The organism is Enterobacter sp. UPMP2060, assembly GCF_053709655.1.
On the sequence record NZ_JBSKJQ010000001.1, the window covers coordinates 650827 to 671731 of the forward strand.

Consider the following 20905-nt stretch of genomic DNA (forward strand, 5'->3'; position numbering starts at 1 on the left):
CCGGTTTTCTCCCTCTCCCTGTGGGAGAGGGCCGGGGTGAGGGCATCCGGCCGCACGCGATAAACCTTAAATCACACCCTGACCAATCATCGCATCCGCCACCTTCACGAATCCGGCGATATTCGCCCCGCGCACGTAGTTGGTTTGCGATGCCTCGCCGCCGTACTCCACGCAGGCATGGTGAATATCCAGCATGATGTGGTGCAGGCGCGCATCCACTTTCTCCGCCTTCCAGCCGAGACGCGCGGCGTTTTGCGCCATCTCGAGGCCGGAGGTCGCCACGCCGCGCGCGTTAGCGGCCTTGCCCGGCGCAAACAGCACGCCCGCTTCCAGGAACAGGTCCGTCGCGTCGATGGTGGTCGGCATATTCGCCCCTTCGGCCACCGCTTTTACGCCGTTGCTAATCAGGGTACGCGCGGCGTCCGCATCCAGCTCGTTCTGCGTTGCGCACGGCAGGGCGATATCCACCGGCACGCCCCACGGCTGTTTCCCTTCCAGGTAGGTCAGGCCAAGCTCCCGGGCATAATCCGCCACGCGACCGTCGCGGCTGGCTTTGATTTCACACAGGCGCGCCAGCTTCTCTGCCGTGAAGCCCGCTTCATCCACTACCGTGCCGCTGGAGTCAGAGGCGGTCACCACGCGAGCGCCAAGCTGCATCGCTTTCTCAATCGCGTACTGCGCCACGTTACCTGAGCCGGACACCGCGACGCGCATACCTTCAAAGCCTAAACCGTGACGCTTGAGCATCGCCTCGGTGAAGTAAACCAGGCCGTATCCCGTCGCTTCCGGGCGGATCAGGCTCCCGCCAAACGACAGCCCCTTGCCGGTAAAGACGCAGGCGCTGTTGTTGGAGAGCTTTTTCATCATCCCGGCCATAAAGCCCACTTCACGTCCGCCCACGCCGATATCACCGGCAGGAACGTCGGTATCCGGGCCGAGGTGACGGTAGAGTTCGGTCATCAGCGCCTGGCAGAAGCGCATGACTTCGCCTTCGCTTTTGCCTTTCGGGTCGAAATCGCTGCCGCCTTTCCCGCCGCCCATCGGTAGCGTGGTGAGGGCGTTTTTAAAGGTCTGCTCGAAGCCGAGGAATTTCAGAATCGACAGGTTCACGGACGGATGAAAACGCATGCCGCCCTTAAACGGGCCAATGGCCGAGTTAAACTGAACGCGCCACGCGCGGTTAACCTGTACCTGGTTGCGATCGTCAACCCACGTCACGCGGAACTGGATCACGCGCTCTGGCTCGACCAGGCGTTCAAGCAGAGACATCTGGCGATAACGCGGGTTTTGTTCAAGGAAGGGCCACAGGGTGGTCATAACTTCACGCACGGCCTGCGCGAACTCGCTTTGGTGCGGGTCGCGCTGCTGAACATGGGCAAGGAAACTTTCCAGAGAGCGTGTCTGATCCATAGATATAAGAACCTCTTATCGTATTTTATGTGTATTACTTATGCGATTTGTGTTGTTTTTTTGACTATACCACCCGTACCGCTTTGTGAGGCAAGCAGAAATTTATGACGAAAGGGAAATTAATGAGAGGGTGGGCGTCATAACGAAAAGCGATGAAGAGATAAATTAAAGGTTCGGCTCTGGTTTACCGTTATAGTCATTATCAAGGAACTACTGGAAGATGTGTCTATGAAACGTTATCTACTCACCGCGTTATGTCTGATCTTTACTGCAGGCGTGCAGGCCAACCCCATTCTCCCGGACGTGGAAGTGAATGTGCCGCCGGAAGTGTTTAGCTCCAGCGGCCAGAATCAAACGGTGCAGCCCTGTAATCAGTGCTGTATCTATCAGAATCAGAACTACTCGGAAGGGGCCGTTGTGAAAGCGGACGGCATTCTGCTGCAGTGCCAGCGCGACGAGCGCGCCATCAGCACGAACCCGCTGGTCTGGCGTCGCGTAAAACAATAAAGGCTTCCAGCAGCGGAATATCCGCGGGGGCTAAGGCGTAGCCAAACGCCTCTTCCGGCGTACACCACGCGAGCGCGCTGTGGTAGTGCGCCGTGAGCTCGCCGCGAAAAGCAGGAACGTGCCAGGCATGCAGGTTGATCAACCGTTGCGAGACTTCCCGCTGGTGGCTTGCCACGTATTGCCCCGGCAGGGCGTCAATGCCCAACTCTTCACGCAGCTCGCGGATAAGCGCTTCTGGCTGGGTTTCTCCGGCCTCGACTTTACCGCCTGCAAATTCCCACATTCCCGGCTGGTCGGCGTGGACAGGGCGCTGCGCCAGTAAAATGTTGCCGTCTTTTTCGATGATGGCGGCAACGACATCGAGTGTTTTCAGCATGGTCGTCAATAATTGATAGCGAAAAAAGACATATTATCGTGCCCTTTCTCAGAGTCCAGTAAACAGGAGAATCAGGTGAAAGAGTCCACCGCCTGGGTTGCCCCCCTCGAATCCCTTCCCGCCAGCCTAAAACCGATAGCCGCCATGCAGAAAAAACATTTTGGCGCGGTGCTGAATCCCACCCGCTGGTGGGGGCGCATGCCGCGTCTGTTCTGGCTGGTGGCGCTGTTTGTCGGCTTTCTGGAGCGTCGTCACGCGCGCCTGACGCCCGCGCTGCGTTCGCTGCTCATGACGCGGGTATCCCAGCTCTGTCACTGCGCTTTCTGTATTGATGCCAACAGCCTGCGGCTGGCCGAGCGCTGCGGCGCGCTGGATAAGGTTCAGGCCGTGAGCGACTGGCAGGATTCCGCCTTGTTTACCGAGCAAGAGCGCGCGGCCCTGGCCTACGCCGAGGCGATGACCGCCACGCCGCCCCGGGCGGATGAGTCAGTCAGAACGGCGCTGAAACGCCACTTCACGGATGATGCCATCACCGAGATGACGGCGCTGATTGCGTTTCAGAATCTCTCCGCCCGCTTTAATGCCGCGCTGGATATTCCGGCGCAGGGGCTGTGCGCCACGTTTAACGAGACTCCCCATGCTTGACCGTCATCTTCATCCGCAGGTAAAGCCCGTTCTGAATTGTCTGGTTTCCGTGCTGGATAAGCCGGGCATCACGCCCGACGGATTGACCCTGACCGGGTTTGCCATCGGCGTGCTGGCGCTGCCGTTTCTGACCCTCGGCTGGTATCCGGCGGCGCTGGCCGCCATCGTGCTTAACCGCCTGCTGGATGGTCTGGACGGCGCGCTGGCGCGCCGGAGAGGGCTGACCGACGCGGGCGGATTTCTCGACATCGCGCTCGATTTTCTGTTCTACGCCCTGGTACCGTTTGGCTTTGCGCTCGCGGCTCCGGCAGAGAATGCGCTCGCGGCCGCCTGGCTGCTGTTTGCGTTTATCGGTACCGGCAGCAGCTTTCTGGCGTTTGCGGCGCTGGCCTCAAAGCACGACATCGACAACCCCGGCTATGCGCACAAGTCGTTTTATTACATCGGTGGGTTAACGGAAGGGACGGAGACCATCGCGCTGTTCGTGCTGTGCTGCCTGTTCCCGGCGCACTTTGCGCTGTTCGCGTGGGTATTCGGCGCGCTGTGCTGGCTGACCACCACAACGCGCGTCTGGAGCGGTTATGTAACGCTGAAGTCACTCACACGTTAGAGAGTACTCTCGGGCCCGCGCTCTCCGGTGGTGACCGGGTTCTGCGGGTGACTGCTCCATTCGTACCAGCCGCCGTCATAGACGGCGACATTCTTCCAGCCCATCGCCCGGGCGTACATAAAGGTTTCTGACGCGCGCCACCCGGTGCCGCAGTAAAACGCGACGTGCTGTTCCGGCAGAATATTCCAGCGCTTCCACTGGGCGGCGATATCGTCCGCGCTGCGCATGGTGCCATCCGGGTTATGGAAATCTTCCATATGGGTCGCGTCGCTGCCCGCATGACCCCAGCGGGCACCGGCTATTTCACCTTTTGGCTTGATGTAGCTGTAGCCGCTGGTTTCGCCGATGAACTCCGGCCACGAACGAATGCTGACCAGGGAGGCATCCTGACGGTGCAGCATCCCCCGCGCCTGTTCCATATCAACCATCAGCTGCGGCTGGCCGGGGATCGGCGCGCCGAAATCGGGTGCTGGCGTCACTTTGCCGGGCGTGCCGCGTTCAACCGGGAGGCCTGCATCCGACCACGCCTTCCAGCCGCCGTCGAGAATGCGCACATCCTTCACGCCCGCATACAGCATGATCTGCGCCACGCGCGCGGCGGCGTAAACGTCACGGCCATACAAAATAACGGTGGTGTCGTGACGGATACCGTGCTTCGCCAGCATCGCTTTCAGCTTGTCGTCGGAGACTTTATTCCACAGCGGCTCGCTTTCCACCTCGTTGGTGTCGATGTAGCCCGCGCCGGGAATGTGGTTCAGCAGGTAAAACTTCGGTGCGCCCCAGGCGGCTTCAATCACTTTCCAGTCACCCGCCGGCGCGGCGGTCACGGGTTTACCCTGCTGGAGGCGGTGGATCCACTGCGGGTAAACCAGCTGTTCAAAGTGGGGCAGGCGCTGAAGGCGGTCGAGCGTCTGCAGCGCGTCGCTGAGCAGCGAGACCTGGCGGTATCCGGCTTTCTCCAGGCGGGACTTCACCGCCAGGTTATCGTTCTCGTCGCCGTAGAGGGCGATGGCCGTCGCGGGCGTAAGCTGATGCTGCTTTGCCCAAAGCGCAATCTGCTCGTCGCTCATTGCGCCCAGCCAGGCGGCAGCCAGGTTGAGTGCGGCGGGTTCATGCCCGGAAGGGCCGCTGAGGGTTTGCGGCCAGCCGTTGTAAAACGCGCTGGGGCGGGTGTCGACAGGCGTGCCGTGCTGCGCCTGAAGCTGGGAGAGCGTCATCGCGTTGGCCATGTCAGCCGCCAGAGAGGAAAAGGACGCGAGGCCGCAGAGCAGGGCCAGCGCGGTCAGTTGAGAAACACGTTTCATCGAATAACCTGACGTCAGTAAAAGAGGGGGGCATTGTCGTCTCTCCCGAAACGGAAAACATTGCGTTAGCACATTATTGCCAGCGAGAAATCTCAATCAGCTCGCCGCCGGGCGGAATATCATCCTCATCGTGCGTGACCAGCACCACCGGGATATTGCGCGTGCGGACGGCGTCAAAAACCCATTCCCGAAACGCTATGCGCAGCGTTTTATCGAGACGGCTGAACGGTTCATCCAGCAGCAGCGCCTGCGGCTCTGCGAGCAGGGCGCGCAGCAGGCTGACCCGGGCACGCTCCCCGCCGGAAAGGGTGGCCGGATCGCTGGCGTAATGACCGATCAGCCCGGCGGAATCCAGCGCCTGCTCGACCGCTTCCCGACGCGCGCGTCCGACGATGCGCTCAGGCAAGGCCAGCAGCAAATTTTGCCCGACGCTGAACTGTTCAAACAGCAGCGCGTCCTGAAAGAGAATGCCCAGCCCGCGGGATTCGACGGGGAGGCCGTCGCAGCGACGCGCGTCGAGCCACAGCTCGCCCCGCGCCTGGAAATCGTCTGACAGCGCGCCGACCATCCACGCAAAAAGGGTTGATTTGCCGCTGCCGGACGGCCCCATCAGGGTAACGATCTCCCCGCGGGGAACGCAAAAATTGACCTCGCGGAAAAGCGGTTCGATGGTGAGATCTTTTACCTTCAGCATTAACGTAATCCTTGACGGTAGCGGCCCACGAGCCGGGATATCAGGGCGGCAAGACCGAACACCGTTCCCGTGACCAGCAGTAATCCCAGCCCCCGGTTAGCGAGAACAGGGATGCTGCCCCCGCTGCTGAGCGCGACGGTTTCAGTGGTCAGCGTGGCGAAACGCCCCGCGCCAAGCCAGAGCGTCGGCATGTATTGCGCCATGCTGACGGAAAAACCAATGGCAAAGGCCAGCAGCGCCGGGCGCACCAGCAGGGGGCATTTCAGCAGTAAGAATATTTTTGCCGGTCGCCAGCCGAGCGTTCTGGCGGTAAGGATAAGCCGGGGATCGATCCGCCGCCAGGCGGGCTGCAGAACCAGCAGCATCCAGGGTACTACCCACAGCAGAAGGCTCCAGAGCACGGCGGCAAAGTGCCCGTCGAGCCCCAGACGCAATGCAATAAAGTATTGCCCGGTGACGAGCGGCAGCGCCGGAAGGGCGAGCGGTGACCACACCCACGCTGCGCCGCGCTGCGGTCCCCATTCCAGCCAGAGAAAAATGACGATGAGGGCGATCAGGCTCGACAGCAGGCCGAAGGAAAGGCTGGTCTCCACGGGGCCCGCGTCGCCCCCTTCCGCCAGCATCAGCAGTACCGCAGCGCACAGGACGCCGCACGCGGGTAGTAACCCGCTGAATGCCCGCTCAGGCAGGACGAGTGGAGAACGGGGGCGCGTCCCCGCGAGATTCGGGATCGTGCGACGCCATGCTTTCCAGAGGCCGTACCCGAGGGCGGCCAGCGCGGCCAGCAGTACAAGGAGAAGCAGGCACAGCAGCATTCCTTTTGCCTGCTGCTGCGCGTCGCCCTGGCTTAGCCACTGAAAGGCCAGCACGGCCAGGGTGGGCGGGTTGCCGGGCCCGAGAACGATCGCCACGTCCACGACCGAGAGCGACCATGCCAGCACCGCCAGCATCACCGCGCCGAGGACAGGCGCGATCGCCGGGAGGATCAGCCAGCTGAGCGTCTGATAACGCCCGTAGCCAAAGGTTTGCAGGACGATCTTCTGCTGCGCGAGCCGTTTTTCCGGCAGCACGGCGTAAATGGCCCACAGCACGAACGCGCTCTCTTTGACCGCGAGCGTCAGGCCCAGCCCGACGCCGTAGCGGTCAAACGGAGCCGTACAGATGGTACAGAGCTGATAAAACAGACCGCCCTCGGCAAACAGCAGTAACGCGCTGGTGGCGAACGCCACATGGGGGATCGCCAGTAGCCAGGGCAGCCGGGTCGTGAGGCGCCGCCAGCGTTGACCGGGCCACAAAAGGCAGACGAAGAAAAGGGCAATCAGCAACGCCCCCAGCGTGGCGATGAGCGTTGAGACCAGCGTGGCGACGGTCGCCTGAGGCAGCTGCGGATCGTTCAGCAGCCGCTGCCAGTTTGCCGCAGAAAGCGCCGGTGCGAACAGCATCACGCCGGCGGGCAGGATCGGCAGATAAATCACCGCCATCGCCAGCCAGACGAGGCCACTTAGCGGGTGCCGTAACGACGCAGCCATTCCTGCTCCAGCGCGTTCACCCAAGCGGACTGCGGCTCTGCAAGCACCTGCGGCAGCCCCTTAGGCGTATGGGCCAGCAGCTGTTTCGCTTCCTCTTCGGGCAGCGCTTTCGCATCCAGGACGCTCGGGTCTCCCCAGATGGCCGGGTCGGCCTTGCGGATTTGCGCCTGCGGTGACAGCAGGAAATTAGCGACCACCTTTGCACCCGCACTCGCGCTGGCATTGGCCGGGATATCCACAAAATGGACGTTGCCGAGCATCCCGCTCTGGAAACCAAAGCTGTAGCTGTCGGCAGGCAGTTCGCCGCTCGCCACTTTCTGCTGCGCATGAGCCGGGTTAAAGGTCAGCGACAGGTTCAGACTGCCGCTGGCAAGCAGGGTATCCATTCGGGCAGGTGAGAGAGGGAAATCTTTTCCTTCGCGCCACAGCAGCGGGTGCAGCTTATCAAGGTAGGCCCAGAGCGGTGCCGTAACCTCAGCAAACGTTGCATCGGGCGCTTTTTGTAAAGCTTCAGGGCGATCGGTCAGCGTCAGCAGCAGCTGCTCCAGAAAGGCCGTGCCGGTAAAATCGGGCGGGCGAGGATAGCTGACTTTGCCCGGATGCTGCTGCGCGTACGCCAGCAGCGCCTGCGGATCCACCGGCGGCGTCGGCATGCTGGCTTTGCGGGCGATAAAGGTTAGCTGCGCGCCGCCCCACGGGGATTCCGCCCCGTCGGTTGGAATCGCAAAATCTTCCGTGACGGGTTTGCGGGTATCGACATAGCGCCAGTCTGGCAACGTCTGCGCCCATCCGGTTTGCAGCAGGTTCGCCTCTTTTAACGTGCGGAAGTTTTCGCCGTTGACCCACAGCAGGTCAACCGAGCCGTTGGCCTTACGCCCCGCGGCGGCTTCCGTCTGGATCCGTTTTACCGCATCGGCGGCGTCCGCCAGCGGGACAATTTTTAGGGTAATGGCGTAGTGCGTTTGCATCTCACCGCTGACCCACTCAAGGTAGCGGTTGACCGCCGGATCGCCGCCCCAGGCGTTAAACCAGACGGTCTGGCCTTTGGCCTGCTGTTGAATATCATGCCAGCTTTCGGCGGCACAGAGGGGGGCTGCAAGCAGCAGACCGGTCAGGTACGCGCAAAAACGCACACGGCGCATAATGCCTCACTTTTTAACAGACGGGAGATAACGGGAAAACAGCCGGCGCGTCGCCAGCGGCAATAACCCCAGTAGTGTAAAGGCGATTAGCATGCCCGGCGACAAAATATCGCGCAGCGACGCCACTTTCCCCAGCTCGCGCCCGGCGTTCAGAAAGACCACCGTCGCGGGCAGCATGGCTGCCTGGCTGACCCACCAGTAGCGGCAGACTCCAATGCGGGTCAGCCCCATCAGCAAATTCACCAGGAAAAACGGGAACAGCGGCATCAGGCGCAGGGCAAAAAGATAGCCCGCGCCGTCATGCGCCATACCGGCGTTCACCGTTTTCATCTGCTGAGCAAACCGCCGCTGGACCCCGTCGCGCAGCAGATAACGGCTGGCGAGCATCGCAAGCGTCGCCCCGAGCGTGGAGGCAAACGAGACCAGCACGGTGCCTTCCCACAGGGGAAATAACGCTCCGCCCAGCAGGGTGAGGATCGCCGCGCCGGGGATCGACAGGGCGGAGACCGCCACATAGAGCGCAAAAAAGATCAGCGCGCTTCGCAGCGGCGCGTGGTCAACATGGGAGAGGAGTGCCTGCTGGTGGGTTTTAATCCCTTCCAGGGAGAGTGTGCCAGGAGGAAGCATGACAAACGTCAGAATAAATGCGCCCAGAAGGGCGCACAGGAAAAGTGTTTTTCGAATGTTCACGCGTCATTACAGCTTGAATTTAGCCCACACCGGCGCGTGGTCAGACGGTTTTTCCATGCTGCGGATCTCGTAGTCGATCCCGGTTTCGATGCAGCGCTCTGCCAGCGGCGAACTGGCGAGCAGCAGGTCGATACGCAGGCCGCGGTTGTCGTCAAAGCCTTTTGAGCGGTAGTCAAACCACGAGAAGCGATCCTGCGTGTCCGGGTTGGCGGTACGGAAGGTATCCACCAGCCCCCAGTCCAGCAGGCGCTGCATCCACTCGCGCTCTTCCGGCAGGAAGGAGCATTTGCCGGTACGCAGCCAGCGTTTGCGGCTGTCTTCACCGATGCCAATATCCAGATCGGTCGGGCTGATATTCACATCACCCATGATCAGCACCGGATTGTCTTTATTGAGTTCGGTTGTCAGGTAGTTCTGCAGATCCTGATAAAACTTGGCCTTAGCAGGGAATTTGGTCGGATGGTCGCGGCTCTCGCCCTGGGGAAAGTAACCATTAATCACGGTGATGTTCCCCAGCGGGGAAGGCAGTTCCGCCATGATGATGCGGCGCTGTGCTTCTTCGTCATCGCCGGGAAACCCGCGGCGGACGGAAACTGGCGTCTCTTTGGTCAACAGCGCAACGCCGTAATGGCCTTTCTGCCCATGATAGAAGACGTTGTAGCCGAGCTTCGCCACCTCTTCGAGGGGGAACATGTCGTCGTGAACCTTGGTCTCCTGCAGGCCGATCACATCTGGCTGATGTTGTTCAACAATGGCTTCAAGCTGATGGGGGCGGGCGCGCAGGCCGTTGATATTAAAAGAGACAAATTTCATAGTCGCTGCCAGTGCAAGGTGAATAGTGCATGGATGGTAGCAGAATTTGCGTCAACTGTTACCGGGATCGGCCAATAACTGCGACAGATAATGCCGGTGGTGCAATATTTGCACCATTCTGACGCGCATCGCCCTCAAACAGAGCGTAAATGACCGATAAATTTCGCGAGCGATCACAATTCCAGAATTATATTTGGCCTGTGCATACTCTTTCTGATTTTCATGCGGCAAAGCGCCGCTTATCGTAAAAATATTCACTTTTTATGCACTAACAGTGAATAACTCCATATTGTAACTTATTGATATTCTGTTACCTCAACCCGTTTATGCAATTTTATCGCTGGCTGGCACGAAGGCTGCAATCTACATTCACAGTGCAAACACTCAATTATTTAACATTCAAATAACTTTTTATTTACCGGATGAGGTCGCTATGTCTCTGTCAATTACGCGTGAAAATTTCGATGAATGGATGATGCCGGTTTACGCTCCGGCGGCTTTTATTCCGGTTCGTGGGGAAGGCTCGCGCCTGTGGGATCAGCAGGGTAAAGAGTATATCGACTTTGCAGGTGGGATTGCGGTCAACGCGCTGGGTCATGCGCACCCTGCGCTGCGTCAGGCGCTGAATGACCAGGCGGCGAAGTTCTGGCATACCGGCAACGGCTTTACTAACGAGCCCGCGCTGCGCCTGGCCAAAAAACTGATCGACGCGACGTTTGCCGAAAAGGTCTTTTTCTGTAACTCGGGGGCTGAAGCCAACGAAGCGGCGCTGAAGCTGGCGCGCAAATATGCGCACGATAAATTTGGTAGCCACAAGAGCGGCATCGTGGCGTTTAAAAATGCCTTCCACGGGCGCACGCTCTTTACCGTCAGCGCGGGCGGCCAGCCTTCCTACTCGCAGGATTTCGCACCGCTGCCGCCGGATATCCGTCACGGTGTTTATAACGATCTGCAGTCCGCCAGCGAGCTGATTAACGACACCACCTGCGCGGTGATCGTCGAGCCGATGCAGGGCGAGGGCGGCGTGCTTCCGGCGCAAAAAGCCTTCCTGCAGGGGCTGCGCGAGCTGTGCGATCGCCACAACGCGGTCCTGATTTTCGACGAAGTGCAGACCGGCGTGGGCCGCACCGGCGAGCTGTATGCCTATATGCACTATGGCGTAACGCCGGACGTGCTTTCGACCGCCAAAGCGCTGGGCGGCGGCTTCCCGATTGGCGCGACGCTGACCACCGATAAATTCGCCAGCGTAATGACCGTAGGTACCCATGGCACCACCTACGGCGGCAACCCGCTGGCCACCGCCGTCGCCGGGCAGGTTCTCGACATCATTAACACGCCTGAGGTGCTGAAAGGCGTTAAGCAGCGTCACGACTGGTTTGTTGAACGTCTGAATGCCATCAACGGCAAAACGGGGCTGTTTAAAGAAATTCGCGGTCTGGGGCTGTTAATCGGCTGCGAGCTCACCGCCGAGTTTGCCGGAAAAGCTAAACTTATTTCACAGGAAGCGGCAAAAGTGGGCGTGATGGTGCTGATTGCCGGTGCCAACGTGGTGCGTTTTGCGCCGGCGCTGATCGTCAGCGAGGAAGAGGTGCAAACCGGTCTGGACCGTTTTGCGCTGGCGTGTGAAAAAGTGAAATCCGGGGTGTCATCATGATGGTCATCCGTCCCGTTGAGCGCGGCGATCTCGCCGGGCTCATGCAGCTTGCCGGTAAGACGGGAGGCGGGCTGACCTCGCTTCCTGCCGATGAAAAAACGCTGTCGGCGCGCATTGAGCGCGCCCTGCAAACCTGGCAGGGGACGTTGCCAAAAAGCGAACAGGGGTATGTGTTCGTGCTGGAAGACACCGACACGGGGACCGTGGCCGGGATCTGCGCCATCGAAGTGGCCGTCGGGCTTAACGACCCGTGGTACAACTACCGCGTCGGCACCATGGTTCACGCCTCGAAAGAGCTGAACGTTTATAACGCGCTGCCCACGCTGTTCCTCTGTAATGACCACACGGGCGCCAGCGAGCTGTGCACGCTGTTCCTCGACCCGGCGTGGCGCAAAGAGGGCAACGGCTATCTGCTCTCCAAATCGCGCTTTATGTTTATGGCCGCCTTCCGCGATCGCTTTAACGAAAAAGTGGTCGCTGAGATGCGCGGCGTGATCGACGACACCGGCTACTCGCCGTTCTGGGAGAGCCTGGGCGAGCGCTTCTTCTCGATGGAGTTCAGCCGGGCGGACTATCTCTGCGGCACCGGCCAGAAAGCCTTTATCGCCGAACTGATGCCGAAGCATCCTATCTATACCCATTTCCTCAGCCCGGAAGCGCAGGCGGTGATTGGCGAAGTCCATCCGCAAACCGCGCCCGCCCGCGCGGTGCTGGAGAAAGAGGGGTTCCGCTACCGGAACTATGTCGACATCTTTGACGGCGGCCCAACGCTTGAGTGCGATATCGACCGCGTGCGCGCGATCCGTAAAAGCCGTCTGGTTGAGGTCTCTGAAGGTCAGCCCGCGCCGGGTGACTGGCCCGCCTGTCTGGTGTCGAACGAAAATTACGCCAACTTCCGCGCCATGCTGGTGCGTACCAACCCGAAATGTGAACGTCTGGTGCTGACGGCTGCAGAACTGGATGCCCTGAAATGTAACGCCGGCGATACGGTTCGCCTGGTGCGTCTCTGCCCTGAGGAGAAAACAGCATGACATTATGGATTAACGGTGACTGGGTCACGGGCGAAGGCGAAGAGCGCGTAAAGACCAATCCGGTTGGAAAAGAGGTGCTCTGGAAGGGGCATGACGCCAGCGCCGCGCAGGTGGAACAAGCCTGCCGTGCCGCGCGCCGCGCGTTTCCTGCGTGGGCAAAACAGCCTTTCGCCGTGCGTCAGGCGATTGTGGAAAAGTTTGCCGGGCTGCTGGAGGCAAACAAGGCCGAACTGACGCGCATCATCGCGTCAGAAACCAGCAAGCCGCGCTGGGAAGCGACAACCGAAGTGACGGCGATGATCAACAAAATCGCCATTTCGGTGAAGGCGTACCACACCCGCACCGGTGAACAGCACACCGACATGCCGGACGGCGCGGCCACGCTGCGCCACCGTCCCCACGGCGTCCTGGCGGTGTTTGGCCCGTATAACTTCCCGGGGCATCTGCCGAATGGCCATATTGTGCCTGCGCTGCTGGCGGGCAATACCGTCATTTTCAAACCGAGCGAGCTCACGCCATTCACCGGCGAGGCGGTGGTTAAGCTGTGGGAACAGGCCGGCCTGCCGCCGGGCGTGCTGAACCTGGTGCAGGGCGGGCGGGAAACCGGTCAGGCGCTGAGCGCGCTGAGCGATATCGACGGCCTGCTGTTTACCGGCAGCGCCGGTACGGGCTATCAGCTGCACCGCCAGCTGGCAGGGCAGCCGGAGAAAATCCTGGCGCTGGAGATGGGCGGCAACAACCCGCTGATTGTGGAAGACCCTGACGATATCGACGCCGCGGTGCACCTGACGATTCAGTCCGCCTTTATTACCGCCGGACAGCGCTGCACCTGTTCCCGCCGTCTGCTGGTGAAGCGGGGCGCACAGGGGGATGCCTTCATGAAACGTCTGGTAGAAATCAGCGCGCGTCTGGTGCCTGCCGCGTGGGATGCCGACCCGCAGCCGTTTATCGGCGGGCTGATTTCCGAACAGGCCGCGCTGAACGTGCTGAAGGCCTGGCAGGACCACGTCGCGCGCGGCGCGAAAACCCTGCTGGAGCCGAAGCAGGTTCAGCCGGGTAGCTCGCTGCTGACGCCGGGCATTGTAGAGATGAGCGGCGCGAGCAACGTGCCGGACGAAGAGGTCTTTGGACCGCTGCTCTGCGTCTGGCGTTACGACGATTTCAATGCGGCCATTGCGATGGCAAATAACACCCGCTATGGCCTGTCGAGCGGGCTGATTTCGCCGCATCGCGAGAAGTTTGACCAACTGCTGCTGGAAGCGCGCGCCGGGATTGTGAACTGGAATAAACCGCTGACCGGGGCCGCGAGCACCGCGCCGTTCGGCGGCGTGGGCGCGTCGGGCAACCATCGCGCCAGCGCGTGGTATGCCGCCGATTACTGCGCGTGGCCGATGGCGAGCCTGGAAACCCCGGCGCTGACGCTGCCGGAGACGCTTAATCCGGGGCTGGATTTTACCGGAGGGGATCGTCATGAAAGCGCGTGAGGTTAACTTTGACGGGCTGGTGGGGCTGACGCACCACTATGCCGGTCTCTCTTTTGGTAATGAAGCCTCGACGAAGCACCGTTTTCAGGTCTCCAACCCGAAGCTGGCGGCGAAGCAGGGGCTGCTAAAAATGAAGGCGCTGGCGGATGCCGGTTTCCCGCAGGCGGTGATCCCGCCGCAGGAACGCCCGAACGTGGCGGTCCTTCGTCAGCTCGGCTTTAGCGGTACCGATGAGCAGGTCGTCGAAAAAGCGGGTACGCAGACGCCGCACCTGCTCTCGGCGGCAAGCTCCGCCTCCTCTATGTGGGTGGCAAACGCCGCGACCGTCGCGCCGTCAGCCGATACGCTGGATGGCAAAGTTCATCTGACAGTGGCGAACCTGAACAATAAATTCCACCGCGCCACCGAAGCGGAAACCACCGAGCGCGTGCTGCGCGCCATTTTCAACCATGACGCCCATTTTGAGGTGCATCAGGCCCTGCCGCAGGTGGCGATGTTTGGCGACGAAGGCGCGGCCAACCATAACCGCCTGGGGGGCGACTATGGCGACCCGGGCCTGCAGCTGTTTATCTACGGGCGAGAAGAGGGGGGCCACGCCGCGCCAACCCGTTATCCTGCTCGTCAGACGCTGGCGGCCAGCCAGGCGGTTGCCCGCCTGAACCAGGTCAATCCTTCCCAGGTGGTTTTTGCCCAGCAAAACCCGCATGTGATTGACCAGGGCGTTTTCCATAACGACGTGATTGCCGTTTCTAACCGCCAGGTGCTGTTCTGCCACGAGCAGGCGTTTGCCCATCAGGAGAAGCTGCTCGCCACGCTGCATGAGCGCGTGCGCGGCTTCACGCCAGTCCAGGTGCCCACGGAGGCGGTGAGCGTGCAGGACGCGGTAGAAACCTATCTGTTCAATAGCCAGCTGCTGAGCCGTGACGATGGCAGCATGATGCTGGTCCTGCCGCAGGAGTCCCGGGATCATAAAGGCGTGTGGCGCTACCTGACGGAGCTGGTCAAGGCCGATAACCCGATTGACGAACTGCGCGTGTTTGACCTGCGCGAAAGCATGGCCAACGGCGGTGGTCCCGCCTGTTTACGTCTGCGCGTGGTCCTGACCCAGGACGAAATGCAGGCGGTGAACCCGGCGGTCATGATGAACGATACGCTCTTTACGCGGCTGAATGACTGGGTCGACCGCTACTATCGCGATCGTCTGACGCAGGCGGATCTGGTTGACCCGCAGCTTCTGCGTGAAGGGCGCGAGGCGCTGGACGCGTTATCGACAATCCTGCAGCTGGGATCGGTTTACCCGTTCCAGCGCTAAAGGAGTGGATATGGAAAATTTACTGGCGCTGACCCTGGCCGATGAGACGCCGGAACAGAAAGAGGGGGACGGCCCCTCATTTCGCTGGCGGTGGCTGGGGCGCGGGGTGCTTGAACTGACGCCGACCGTAAAAAGCGATCTCTCGCTGCTGCTTTCAACGGGTATCCACGGGAATGAAACCGCGCCCGTCGAGATTGTTGATCTGCTGCTGCGTGCGCTGTATCGCAATGAGATCGAACTAAAGTGCCGCGTGCTGGTGGTGCTCGGCAATCCTCCTGCGCTGGCGCAAAACAAACGGTATCTGGTGAGCGACATTAACCGCATGTTTGGCGGCCGCTGGTCGCAGTTTCCGCAGAGCGATGAAACGGCGCGGGCTGAGTGGCTGGAGAACGTCGTGACCGCGTTTTTTGCCGTCGCGGGGCCGGGGCGCTGGCATCTGGATCTGCATACGGCAATCCGCGCGTCTTACCACGTTCGCTTCGGCGTTCTGCCGCAGCGCAGTCAGCCGTGGGATGAAGCGTTCCTGAGCTGGCTGGGTGACGCCGGGCTGGAGGCGCTGGTATTTCATCAGTCGCCGGGCGGAACGTTTACCCATTTCACCTGTGAACGTTTCGCTGCGCTGTCCTGCACGCTGGAACTGGGAAAAGCGCTGCCGTTCGGCCAGAACGATCTGACCCGCTTTGCGCCTACGCATCTCGCCCTTCGGGCGCTGCTAGGAGGAACGGCTCCCGAGCACGCGCATCAGCCCGTTGAGCGGTATCGGGTCGTACAGCAGATCACGCGCCGCAGCGATGCCTTCCAGCTCCATATGGCCGCGCACACCCTGAACTTCACCCCGTTCCGCAAAGGGGCGCTGCTGGCTGAGGATGGCGAGGAACGTTACGAGGTGCAGAACACCACCGAGTATGTCTTATTCCCTAACCCCACCGTCGCGTTTGGCCTGCGGGCCGGGCTGATGCTGGAAAAAATATCCTGAACCTTTCCCCTCCCATCATCCGGGTGGGGGAAGTAAAAAACTTTTCTTAACGATTAAAGCGCTTGCGCTTGTTTTGCAGAATATTCCTGGTGAATTGCTTTATTATTGATCTTCACTTCGCTATACTTCTGCTTAATCTCTTTAAAATCATCCTGTTAAATATTTTTTTGTTGCAACTCTCCACGCTTTATCCTTATTTCCTCCACATTTGGCGAAAATTTGTTTTTTACACTTTCATTGTTTTACCGTTGCTCTGACTAATTGACGATAAACCCCGTAAAGTTAATCTCGTCAACACGGCATAGCGCCGAAGAATAACTGAAAGAAAGGAAATAAATTATGCGTAAGTTTACTGCACTGTTTGTTGCTTCTACCCTGGCTCTGGGCGCTACCAGCATGGCGTTCGCCGCAGATACTGCGACCACTACAACTGCCGCGCCTGCTGAAGGCAAAATGATGATGCATCATAAAGGTCCGGGTATGCACAACGAGATGATGATGTTTAAGGATCTCAACCTGACGGATGCCCAGAAGCAGCAGATCCGCGACATCAGAAAAGGCGAACGCGACCAGATGAAACGTCCTCCGCTTGAAGAGCGTCGTGCGATGCATGACATCATCGCCAGCGACAGCTTCGATAAGGCGAAAGCCGAAGCGCAGATCGACAAAATGGCCGAGCAGCACAAAGCCCGCATGCTGGCTCACATGGAAACCCAGAACAAGATCTACAACATTCTGACACCGGAACAGAAAAAGCAATTTAATGCGAATTTTGAGAAGCGTCTGACAGAACGTCCGGCGATGGAAGGTAAAATGCCAGCACCAACCGAATAATCGGTTCACACTCTTAAGACCGCCGGGATCCTGTCCACAAAAGCGCAACCGCTGTGGACAGGACCGGCGGTTTTTCTTTCCTGCCCTCTTGCCTGCCGCCGCCAGCGCGGTATCCTCCTGTAGTCGCGTCAGAGAATGTTTGCAGAGTCATGGCGTTAGAATTTTTATTAACGTTCCGCTAAGGCCTGCCCGCTCTGCTGCCGATACTGTTTCTGTGAATACCCAACGATAACAAACAAGACAGCAACGATAGCGATATCCTTGCCCTGGCACGGGTTGTGCCATTCAGGAGTGGTGATGGAGTTCTTTGATATCCGTAAGATGCCGGTCAGCCTCTGGCGCAATGGTGCTGGCGAAACGCGTGAGATTTGCTGCTTCCCTCCCGCGACGCGCGATTTTCACTGGCGCGCCAGTATCGCGACGATTGCCAGCAACGGCGAATTCTCCTCGTTTCCCGGTGTTGACCGGGTGATTACCTTGCTGGAAGGGGGAGAGGTGACGCTGGACGCGGGTCAGGCGTTCTCCCATACCCTCAAGCATCATCAGCCCTACAGTTTTGCCGGCGATCTGCCGGTGAAAGCGCTGCTTTCAGATGGGCGGATGGCGATGGACTTTAACATCATGACCCGGCGCGACTGCTGCCGGGCGAAGGTGCGCGTTGCTGACCGAACCTTCACCACCTTTGGCTCACGCGGGGGCGTGGTGTTCGTGCTAAGCGGGGCGTGGCAGCTGGGCGATAAATTGCTGACGGCCGATCAGGGTGCCAGCTGGGAGGAGGGTACCCATACGCTGCGTCTGCTGGAGGCTCAGGGCACCTTATTGTTCAGCGAAATCACGTGGCTGCCGGGTCATTGAGCACAATGATCTCAAACTTTCCTGCCAGGACCGGTTTGCAGAGAATTTTGTAGCCATCGTGGTCAAATCCGGCGGGCGTGCGCAGCAGGGTTGCCGCGTCGTTGATGTCGTCGACGGCGCCCAGCCAGAGCCAGTTGTTGACGATGTGATACTGGGTCATGGCCTCGCCCACTTCTTTTAGCGCAACGGCGCTTTCCCAGGGCCAGCAGTTCACGCTGATGGCCGCCAGACCGGTGAGAAGCCGGGCGTGATGCGCCTCAACGCTCTCTTTCCCGCAGCACGCACCGGCGCAGCGCTTCAGCGCGGATCGAAAACAGGCGCGTCCGCGGGTGGTTGCCTCCAGACCTAAAAGGCTGTAGCAAAGCTGTAAATCGTCCGCCAGCGTCTGCAGCGCCTGGAGCGCGGCGCGTTTATTGGCGAATAGCCCATAGAGATTCGGGGCATGAGAAAAATCGACGTCGCGCGCGTAGACGACCTGCGGCCTGCCATCGTTTATCTGCAGCGAGCAGAGCTGACGGTTGCGGCGCAGGCGCTTATTGAACAACGGCTGTTGTTCTTTTATCAACCGCGCCTCCAGCAACAGCGCGCCCATTTCTCCCGCCGTCTGGAACCAGGAAATGCGTCGCGACTGGCGCAGCATGGCGGCCTCGTCAGGCGTACGGAGATGGGATAACACCCGACTGCGAATGTTAACGCTCTTGCCGATATAGAGCGGCAGGGTGTCGCTTTCACCGTGAAAGATGTACACGCCCGGCTGTTTAGGCAGCGCCTCAAGCCAGGGGCGAAGGTGCTCGGGATATTCGTAGATAGCCGCCGCTTCAAATTCAAGACGCGGGGCGGATTGACGCCTGCTCACATACTGCTCCATATACTGTTCAGGCATACAGTGTAGCAGGAGTGTGATGGTTAAAAAAGAGCCGGGTGGCGGCTACGCCTTACCCGGCCAGGACGTGCGGCTTGATGCCCTCACCTCAACCCTCTCCCACGGGAGAGGGCGTAAACATTAAAAGCGGTAACCTGGTTACCGCTTTGCTTTATTTTTTCCAGAAGTCGTCAAACACCGTAATTGGCGTGTGGCGCTTGTGCTCGGTTTTCAGATACCAGCCTTCGATGATTTTCGCGGTCCGTTCATCCAGCTTTTTGCCTTCCAGATAATCATCGATGTTGTCATAGGTGACGCCAAGGGCCGCTTCATCCGGCAGGGAAGGGCGATCGTCTTCAAGGTCCGCTGTCGGCGCTTTCTTATACAGATGCTCAGGACAGCCCAGCGCGGCCAGCAGCTGCTTACCCTGACGCTTGTTGAGACGGAAGATCGGGTTAATGTCGGTGCCGCCGTCGCCGTATTTGGTGAAGAAACCGGTGATCGCTTCTGCCGCATGGTCGGTGCCGACCACAACTCCTTTGGTCATCCCGGCGATGCTGTACTGCGCTTTCATGCGCTCGCGGGCCTTCTCGTTGCCGCGAACAAAATCGCTCAGCTCAATGCCCGCTTCGCGAAGCGCCTGCTCGCTTGCCAGCACCGAGCCCTTAATATTCACGGTCAGCACGCGGTCAGGCTGAATGAAGGCAATGGCATCCTGGCAATCCTGCTCGTCCGCCTGTACGCCATAAGGAAGACGCACCGCGATAAACTGCAGTTTCTCATCACCCGTCTCTTCGCGAAGCTCTGAAATCGCCATCTGGCAGAGTTTACCGGTCAGGGTAGAGTCCTGGCCGCCGCTGATGCCCAGCACCAGGGATTTCAGGAAAGCGTTCTTTTTTAAGTACGATTTTAAAAAATCCACGCTGCGGCGGATCTCTTCATGTGCATCTACCGTAGGCTTCGCGCCCAGTGCCTGAATAATCTCTTGTTGCAGAGCCATCACGCCCTCCATATGCAGTACATAAACAGAATGTGTTAGCTGTTAAAACTAACCCTTTGGGCGAGAAACGACAAGGATCACAGTTTCGAGTGCGCTAATTTGCGCCGATTTAGCAGGTTATCGTTGTTTTATTAGAATTTTCCGAAATTCGTCTGGCGTAACTCACAAAGTTGAACAATAGTACTTTTTATCCCATGCTTAGATAACACGCTGATAAACAAGAGGACGGAATATGAACAAGAACGTAGCAGGAATTCTTAGCGCAGCGGCGGTACTGACTATGCTGGCAGGGTGTACGGCTTACGATCGCACTAAGGATCAGTTTACGCAGCCCGTAGTAAAAGACGTTAAAAAAGGGATGACCCGTTCGCAGGTGGCTGCGATTGCCGGTAAACCTTCTTCTGAAGTGACCATGATTCATGCGAAGGGTACCTGTCAGACCTATATCCTGGGTCAACGTGATGGTAAGGCAGAAACCTACTTCGTCGCCCTGGATGATACCGGTCATGTGATCAACTCCGGCTATCAGACCTGTGCTGAATACGATACCGATCCTCAGGCACCTAAGGCGCAGTAACCCTGCTTGCCTGAGGATGTTAACAAACCGGCCCATGGGCCGGTTTTTTTATGCATCAGAAAATCTTATTTCTTTGCGCGAATTATTTGCCCGAAATGTGAAGGGAGTCAACAAGTCAGGTCAATGAGAGACAATTTTAGCCTATCCAGAATTATCCCCTGTCTGTACCATTGCGTATACTCACTCCAACGATAAACAACAGTACGCAAGCTACCTGTCTGCCGGGACAGCGAGTCGAGTGATAGCGCGATGGCAGGTAGTCATACAAGAGGGAAATCACGATGGAAAAGAAACATATCTACCTGTTCTGCTCAGCGGGCATGTCAACGTCGCTTCTGGTGTCAAAGATGCGTGCGCAGGCTGAAAAGTATGAAGTCCCTGTGGTGATTGAAGCGTTTCCAGAGACGCTGGCGGGCGAAAAAGGCCAGACAGCCGATGTTGTTTTACTGGGGCCACAAATTGCCTATATGTTGCCCGAAATTCAACGACTGTTACCCAATAAACCGGTCGAAGTGATCGACTCGGGGCTGTACGGCAAAATTGATGGTTTAGGTGTTCTTAAAGCTGCTGTGGCAGCGATTAAAAAAGCTGCTAATTAAT

Annotated in this window: 22 protein-coding genes; 12 read left to right on the top strand and 10 right to left on the bottom strand. The window is 59.0% G+C overall.

The window, feature by feature from the left end; translation table 11 throughout:
* Window positions 1-66: 66 nt before the first annotated feature.
* Window positions 67-1410, bottom strand: a complete 1344-nt coding sequence (gdhA, locus tag ACWKXN_RS03195) for an NADP-specific glutamate dehydrogenase (RefSeq protein ID WP_454543293.1) — start codon at window positions 1408-1410, stop codon at window positions 67-69.
* A 228-nt stretch (window positions 1411-1638) separates the two neighbouring features.
* Here gdhA and ACWKXN_RS03200 point away from each other — a divergent pair, with 228 nt between their 5' ends.
* Window positions 1639-1917 carry a DUF1496 domain-containing protein gene (locus tag ACWKXN_RS03200; RefSeq protein WP_029742006.1) on the top strand — a complete coding sequence of 93 codons (279 nt, stop codon included), beginning with the start codon at window positions 1639-1641 and terminating at the stop codon, window positions 1915-1917.
* Here ACWKXN_RS03200 and ACWKXN_RS03205 read toward each other — a convergent pair.
* The gene (locus ACWKXN_RS03205) at window positions 1877-2293 is read right to left on the bottom strand and encodes a pyrimidine (deoxy)nucleoside triphosphate diphosphatase (protein WP_033145251.1); all 417 of its coding nucleotides are present in this window, start codon (window positions 2291-2293) and stop codon (window positions 1877-1879) included. The genes ACWKXN_RS03200 and ACWKXN_RS03205 overlap by 41 nt on opposite strands.
* 75 nt (window positions 2294-2368) lie before the next feature.
* Here ACWKXN_RS03205 and ACWKXN_RS03210 point away from each other — a divergent pair, with 75 nt between their 5' ends.
* Complete coding sequence (locus ACWKXN_RS03210) at window positions 2369-2938, top strand: carboxymuconolactone decarboxylase family protein (RefSeq protein WP_096151199.1); 570 nt, start codon at window positions 2369-2371, stop codon at window positions 2936-2938.
* Window positions 2931-3548 carry a CDP-alcohol phosphatidyltransferase family protein gene (locus tag ACWKXN_RS03215; protein ID WP_454543294.1) on the top strand — a complete coding sequence of 206 codons (618 nt, stop codon included), beginning with the start codon at window positions 2931-2933 and terminating at the stop codon, window positions 3546-3548. Before ACWKXN_RS03210 ends, ACWKXN_RS03215 begins: the two co-directional genes overlap by 8 nt.
* On the opposite strand, the gene ACWKXN_RS03220 is transcribed toward ACWKXN_RS03215, so the two are convergent.
* The 6 genes from ACWKXN_RS03220 to xthA all read right to left on the bottom strand — a co-directional run bounded on the left by ACWKXN_RS03220 (window position 3545) and on the right by xthA (window position 9720).
* Window positions 3545-4852 (bottom strand): sulfurtransferase, encoded by a 1308-nt coding sequence (locus tag ACWKXN_RS03220; RefSeq protein ID WP_454543295.1) that lies wholly within the window; start codon window positions 4850-4852, stop codon window positions 3545-3547. The genes ACWKXN_RS03215 and ACWKXN_RS03220 overlap by 4 nt on opposite strands.
* Window positions 4853-4925: 73 nt before the next feature.
* The gene (locus tag ACWKXN_RS03225) at window positions 4926-5546 is read right to left on the bottom strand and encodes an ATP-binding cassette domain-containing protein (protein ID WP_248232711.1); all 621 of its coding nucleotides are present in this window, start codon (window positions 5544-5546) and stop codon (window positions 4926-4928) included.
* Window positions 5546-7075: a thiamine ABC transporter permease gene (locus tag ACWKXN_RS03230; protein WP_454543296.1), complete on the bottom strand. Its 1530-nt coding sequence runs from the start codon at window positions 7073-7075 to the stop codon at window positions 5546-5548. Before ACWKXN_RS03230 ends, ACWKXN_RS03225 begins: the two co-directional genes overlap by 1 nt.
* On the bottom strand, window positions 7048-8208 hold the full coding sequence (locus ACWKXN_RS03235) for an ABC transporter substrate-binding protein (protein ID WP_454543442.1): 1161 nt from the start codon (window positions 8206-8208) through the stop codon (window positions 7048-7050). Before ACWKXN_RS03235 ends, ACWKXN_RS03230 begins: the two co-directional genes overlap by 28 nt.
* 15 nt (window positions 8209-8223) lie before the next feature.
* Window positions 8224-8907 (bottom strand): TVP38/TMEM64 family protein, encoded by a 684-nt coding sequence (locus ACWKXN_RS03240; protein ID WP_320734385.1) that lies wholly within the window; start codon window positions 8905-8907, stop codon window positions 8224-8226.
* Window positions 8908-8913: 6 nt separating this feature from the next.
* Window positions 8914-9720: an exodeoxyribonuclease III gene (xthA, locus tag ACWKXN_RS03245; protein ID WP_023311273.1), complete on the bottom strand. Its 807-nt coding sequence runs from the start codon at window positions 9718-9720 to the stop codon at window positions 8914-8916.
* Window positions 9721-10153: 433 nt separating this feature from the next.
* Between xthA and astC the strand changes: the two genes are divergently transcribed.
* The 7 genes from astC to ves all read left to right on the top strand — a co-directional run bounded on the left by astC (window position 10154) and on the right by ves (window position 17866).
* Window positions 10154-11374 (top strand): succinylornithine/acetylornithine transaminase, encoded by a 1221-nt coding sequence (gene astC / locus ACWKXN_RS03250; protein ID WP_047061612.1) that lies wholly within the window; start codon window positions 10154-10156, stop codon window positions 11372-11374.
* Entirely contained in the window at window positions 11371-12405 is a 1035-nt protein-coding gene (gene astA, locus ACWKXN_RS03255) for an arginine N-succinyltransferase (RefSeq protein ID WP_023311275.1), read from the top strand. The genes astC and astA overlap by 4 nt, the downstream gene beginning before the upstream one ends.
* A complete protein-coding gene (gene astD / locus ACWKXN_RS03260) occupies window positions 12402-13889 on the top strand; it encodes a succinylglutamate-semialdehyde dehydrogenase (protein WP_454543297.1) in 1488 nt (495 codons plus the stop codon). Before astA ends, astD begins: the two co-directional genes overlap by 4 nt.
* The gene (gene astB / locus ACWKXN_RS03265) at window positions 13876-15201 is read left to right on the top strand and encodes an N-succinylarginine dihydrolase (protein WP_094935579.1); all 1326 of its coding nucleotides are present in this window, start codon (window positions 13876-13878) and stop codon (window positions 15199-15201) included. The genes astD and astB overlap by 14 nt, the downstream gene beginning before the upstream one ends.
* A gap of 10 nt (window positions 15202-15211) precedes the next feature.
* Window positions 15212-16177, top strand: coding sequence for a succinylglutamate desuccinylase (astE, locus tag ACWKXN_RS03270; RefSeq protein WP_033145262.1), 966 nt, complete (start codon window positions 15212-15214; stop codon window positions 16175-16177).
* A gap of 339 nt (window positions 16178-16516) precedes the next feature.
* A complete protein-coding gene (gene spy, locus ACWKXN_RS03275) occupies window positions 16517-17011 on the top strand; it encodes an ATP-independent periplasmic protein-refolding chaperone Spy (protein ID WP_023311279.1) in 495 nt (164 codons plus the stop codon).
* Between the two features lie 297 nt (window positions 17012-17308).
* Window positions 17309-17866 carry an environmental stress-induced protein Ves gene (gene ves, locus ACWKXN_RS03280; RefSeq protein WP_023311280.1) on the top strand — a complete coding sequence of 186 codons (558 nt, stop codon included), beginning with the start codon at window positions 17309-17311 and terminating at the stop codon, window positions 17864-17866.
* On the opposite strand, the gene cho is transcribed toward ves, so the two are convergent.
* Window positions 17844-18722, bottom strand: coding sequence for an excinuclease Cho (gene cho / locus ACWKXN_RS03285; protein ID WP_072196683.1), 879 nt, complete (start codon window positions 18720-18722; stop codon window positions 17844-17846). The two genes, ves and cho, sit on opposite strands and share 23 nt — an antisense overlap.
* 178 nt (window positions 18723-18900) lie before the next feature.
* Window positions 18901-19728, bottom strand: coding sequence for an ammonia-dependent NAD(+) synthetase (gene nadE / locus ACWKXN_RS03290; RefSeq protein ID WP_033145265.1), 828 nt, complete (start codon window positions 19726-19728; stop codon window positions 18901-18903).
* A gap of 232 nt (window positions 19729-19960) precedes the next feature.
* Here nadE and osmE point away from each other — a divergent pair, with 232 nt between their 5' ends.
* Both osmE and chbB read left to right on the top strand, forming a co-directional pair.
* The gene (gene osmE, locus ACWKXN_RS03295; protein WP_010430142.1) at window positions 19961-20305 is read left to right on the top strand and encodes an osmotically-inducible lipoprotein OsmE; all 345 of its coding nucleotides are present in this window, start codon (window positions 19961-19963) and stop codon (window positions 20303-20305) included.
* Between the two features lie 281 nt (window positions 20306-20586).
* Window positions 20587-20904 (top strand): PTS N,N'-diacetylchitobiose transporter subunit IIB, encoded by a 318-nt coding sequence (chbB, locus tag ACWKXN_RS03300; protein ID WP_008500676.1) that lies wholly within the window; start codon window positions 20587-20589, stop codon window positions 20902-20904.
* The last annotated feature ends 1 nt before the right edge of the window (window position 20905 follow it).

Bases quoted from the DNA above. Each gene is read 5' to 3' on its own strand.
- ves (WP_023311280.1), top strand. From the start codon at position 17,309: ATGGAGTTCTTTGATATCCGTAAGATGCCGGTCAGCCTCTGGCGCAAT.
- astA (WP_023311275.1), top strand. From the start codon at position 11,371: ATGATGGTCATCCGTCCCGTTGAGCGCGGCGATCTCGCCGGGCTCATG.
- astB (WP_094935579.1), top strand. From the start codon at position 13,876: ATGAAAGCGCGTGAGGTTAACTTTGACGGGCTGGTGGGGCTGACGCAC.
- xthA (WP_023311273.1), bottom strand. From the start codon at position 9,720: ATGAAATTTGTCTCTTTTAATATCAACGGCCTGCGCGCCCGCCCCCAT.
- nadE (WP_033145265.1), bottom strand. From the start codon at position 19,728: ATGGCTCTGCAACAAGAGATTATTCAGGCACTGGGCGCGAAGCCTACG.
- ACWKXN_RS03230 (WP_454543296.1), bottom strand. From the start codon at position 7,075: ATGGCTGCGTCGTTACGGCACCCGCTAAGTGGCCTCGTCTGGCTGGCG.
- ACWKXN_RS03215 (WP_454543294.1), top strand. From the start codon at position 2,931: ATGCTTGACCGTCATCTTCATCCGCAGGTAAAGCCCGTTCTGAATTGT.
- ACWKXN_RS03200 (WP_029742006.1), top strand. From the start codon at position 1,639: ATGAAACGTTATCTACTCACCGCGTTATGTCTGATCTTTACTGCAGGC.
- astE (WP_033145262.1), top strand. From the start codon at position 15,212: ATGGAAAATTTACTGGCGCTGACCCTGGCCGATGAGACGCCGGAACAG.
- ACWKXN_RS03225 (WP_248232711.1), bottom strand. From the start codon at position 5,546: ATGCTGAAGGTAAAAGATCTCACCATCGAACCGCTTTTCCGCGAGGTC.
- astC (WP_047061612.1), top strand. From the start codon at position 10,154: ATGTCTCTGTCAATTACGCGTGAAAATTTCGATGAATGGATGATGCCG.
- ACWKXN_RS03205 (WP_033145251.1), bottom strand. From the start codon at position 2,293: ATGCTGAAAACACTCGATGTCGTTGCCGCCATCATCGAAAAAGACGGC.
- osmE (WP_010430142.1), top strand. From the start codon at position 19,961: ATGAACAAGAACGTAGCAGGAATTCTTAGCGCAGCGGCGGTACTGACT.
- chbB (WP_008500676.1), top strand. From the start codon at position 20,587: ATGGAAAAGAAACATATCTACCTGTTCTGCTCAGCGGGCATGTCAACG.
- ACWKXN_RS03220 (WP_454543295.1), bottom strand. From the start codon at position 4,852: ATGAAACGTGTTTCTCAACTGACCGCGCTGGCCCTGCTCTGCGGCCTC.
- spy (WP_023311279.1), top strand. From the start codon at position 16,517: ATGCGTAAGTTTACTGCACTGTTTGTTGCTTCTACCCTGGCTCTGGGC.
- gdhA (WP_454543293.1), bottom strand. From the start codon at position 1,410: ATGGATCAGACACGCTCTCTGGAAAGTTTCCTTGCCCATGTTCAGCAG.
- astD (WP_454543297.1), top strand. From the start codon at position 12,402: ATGACATTATGGATTAACGGTGACTGGGTCACGGGCGAAGGCGAAGAG.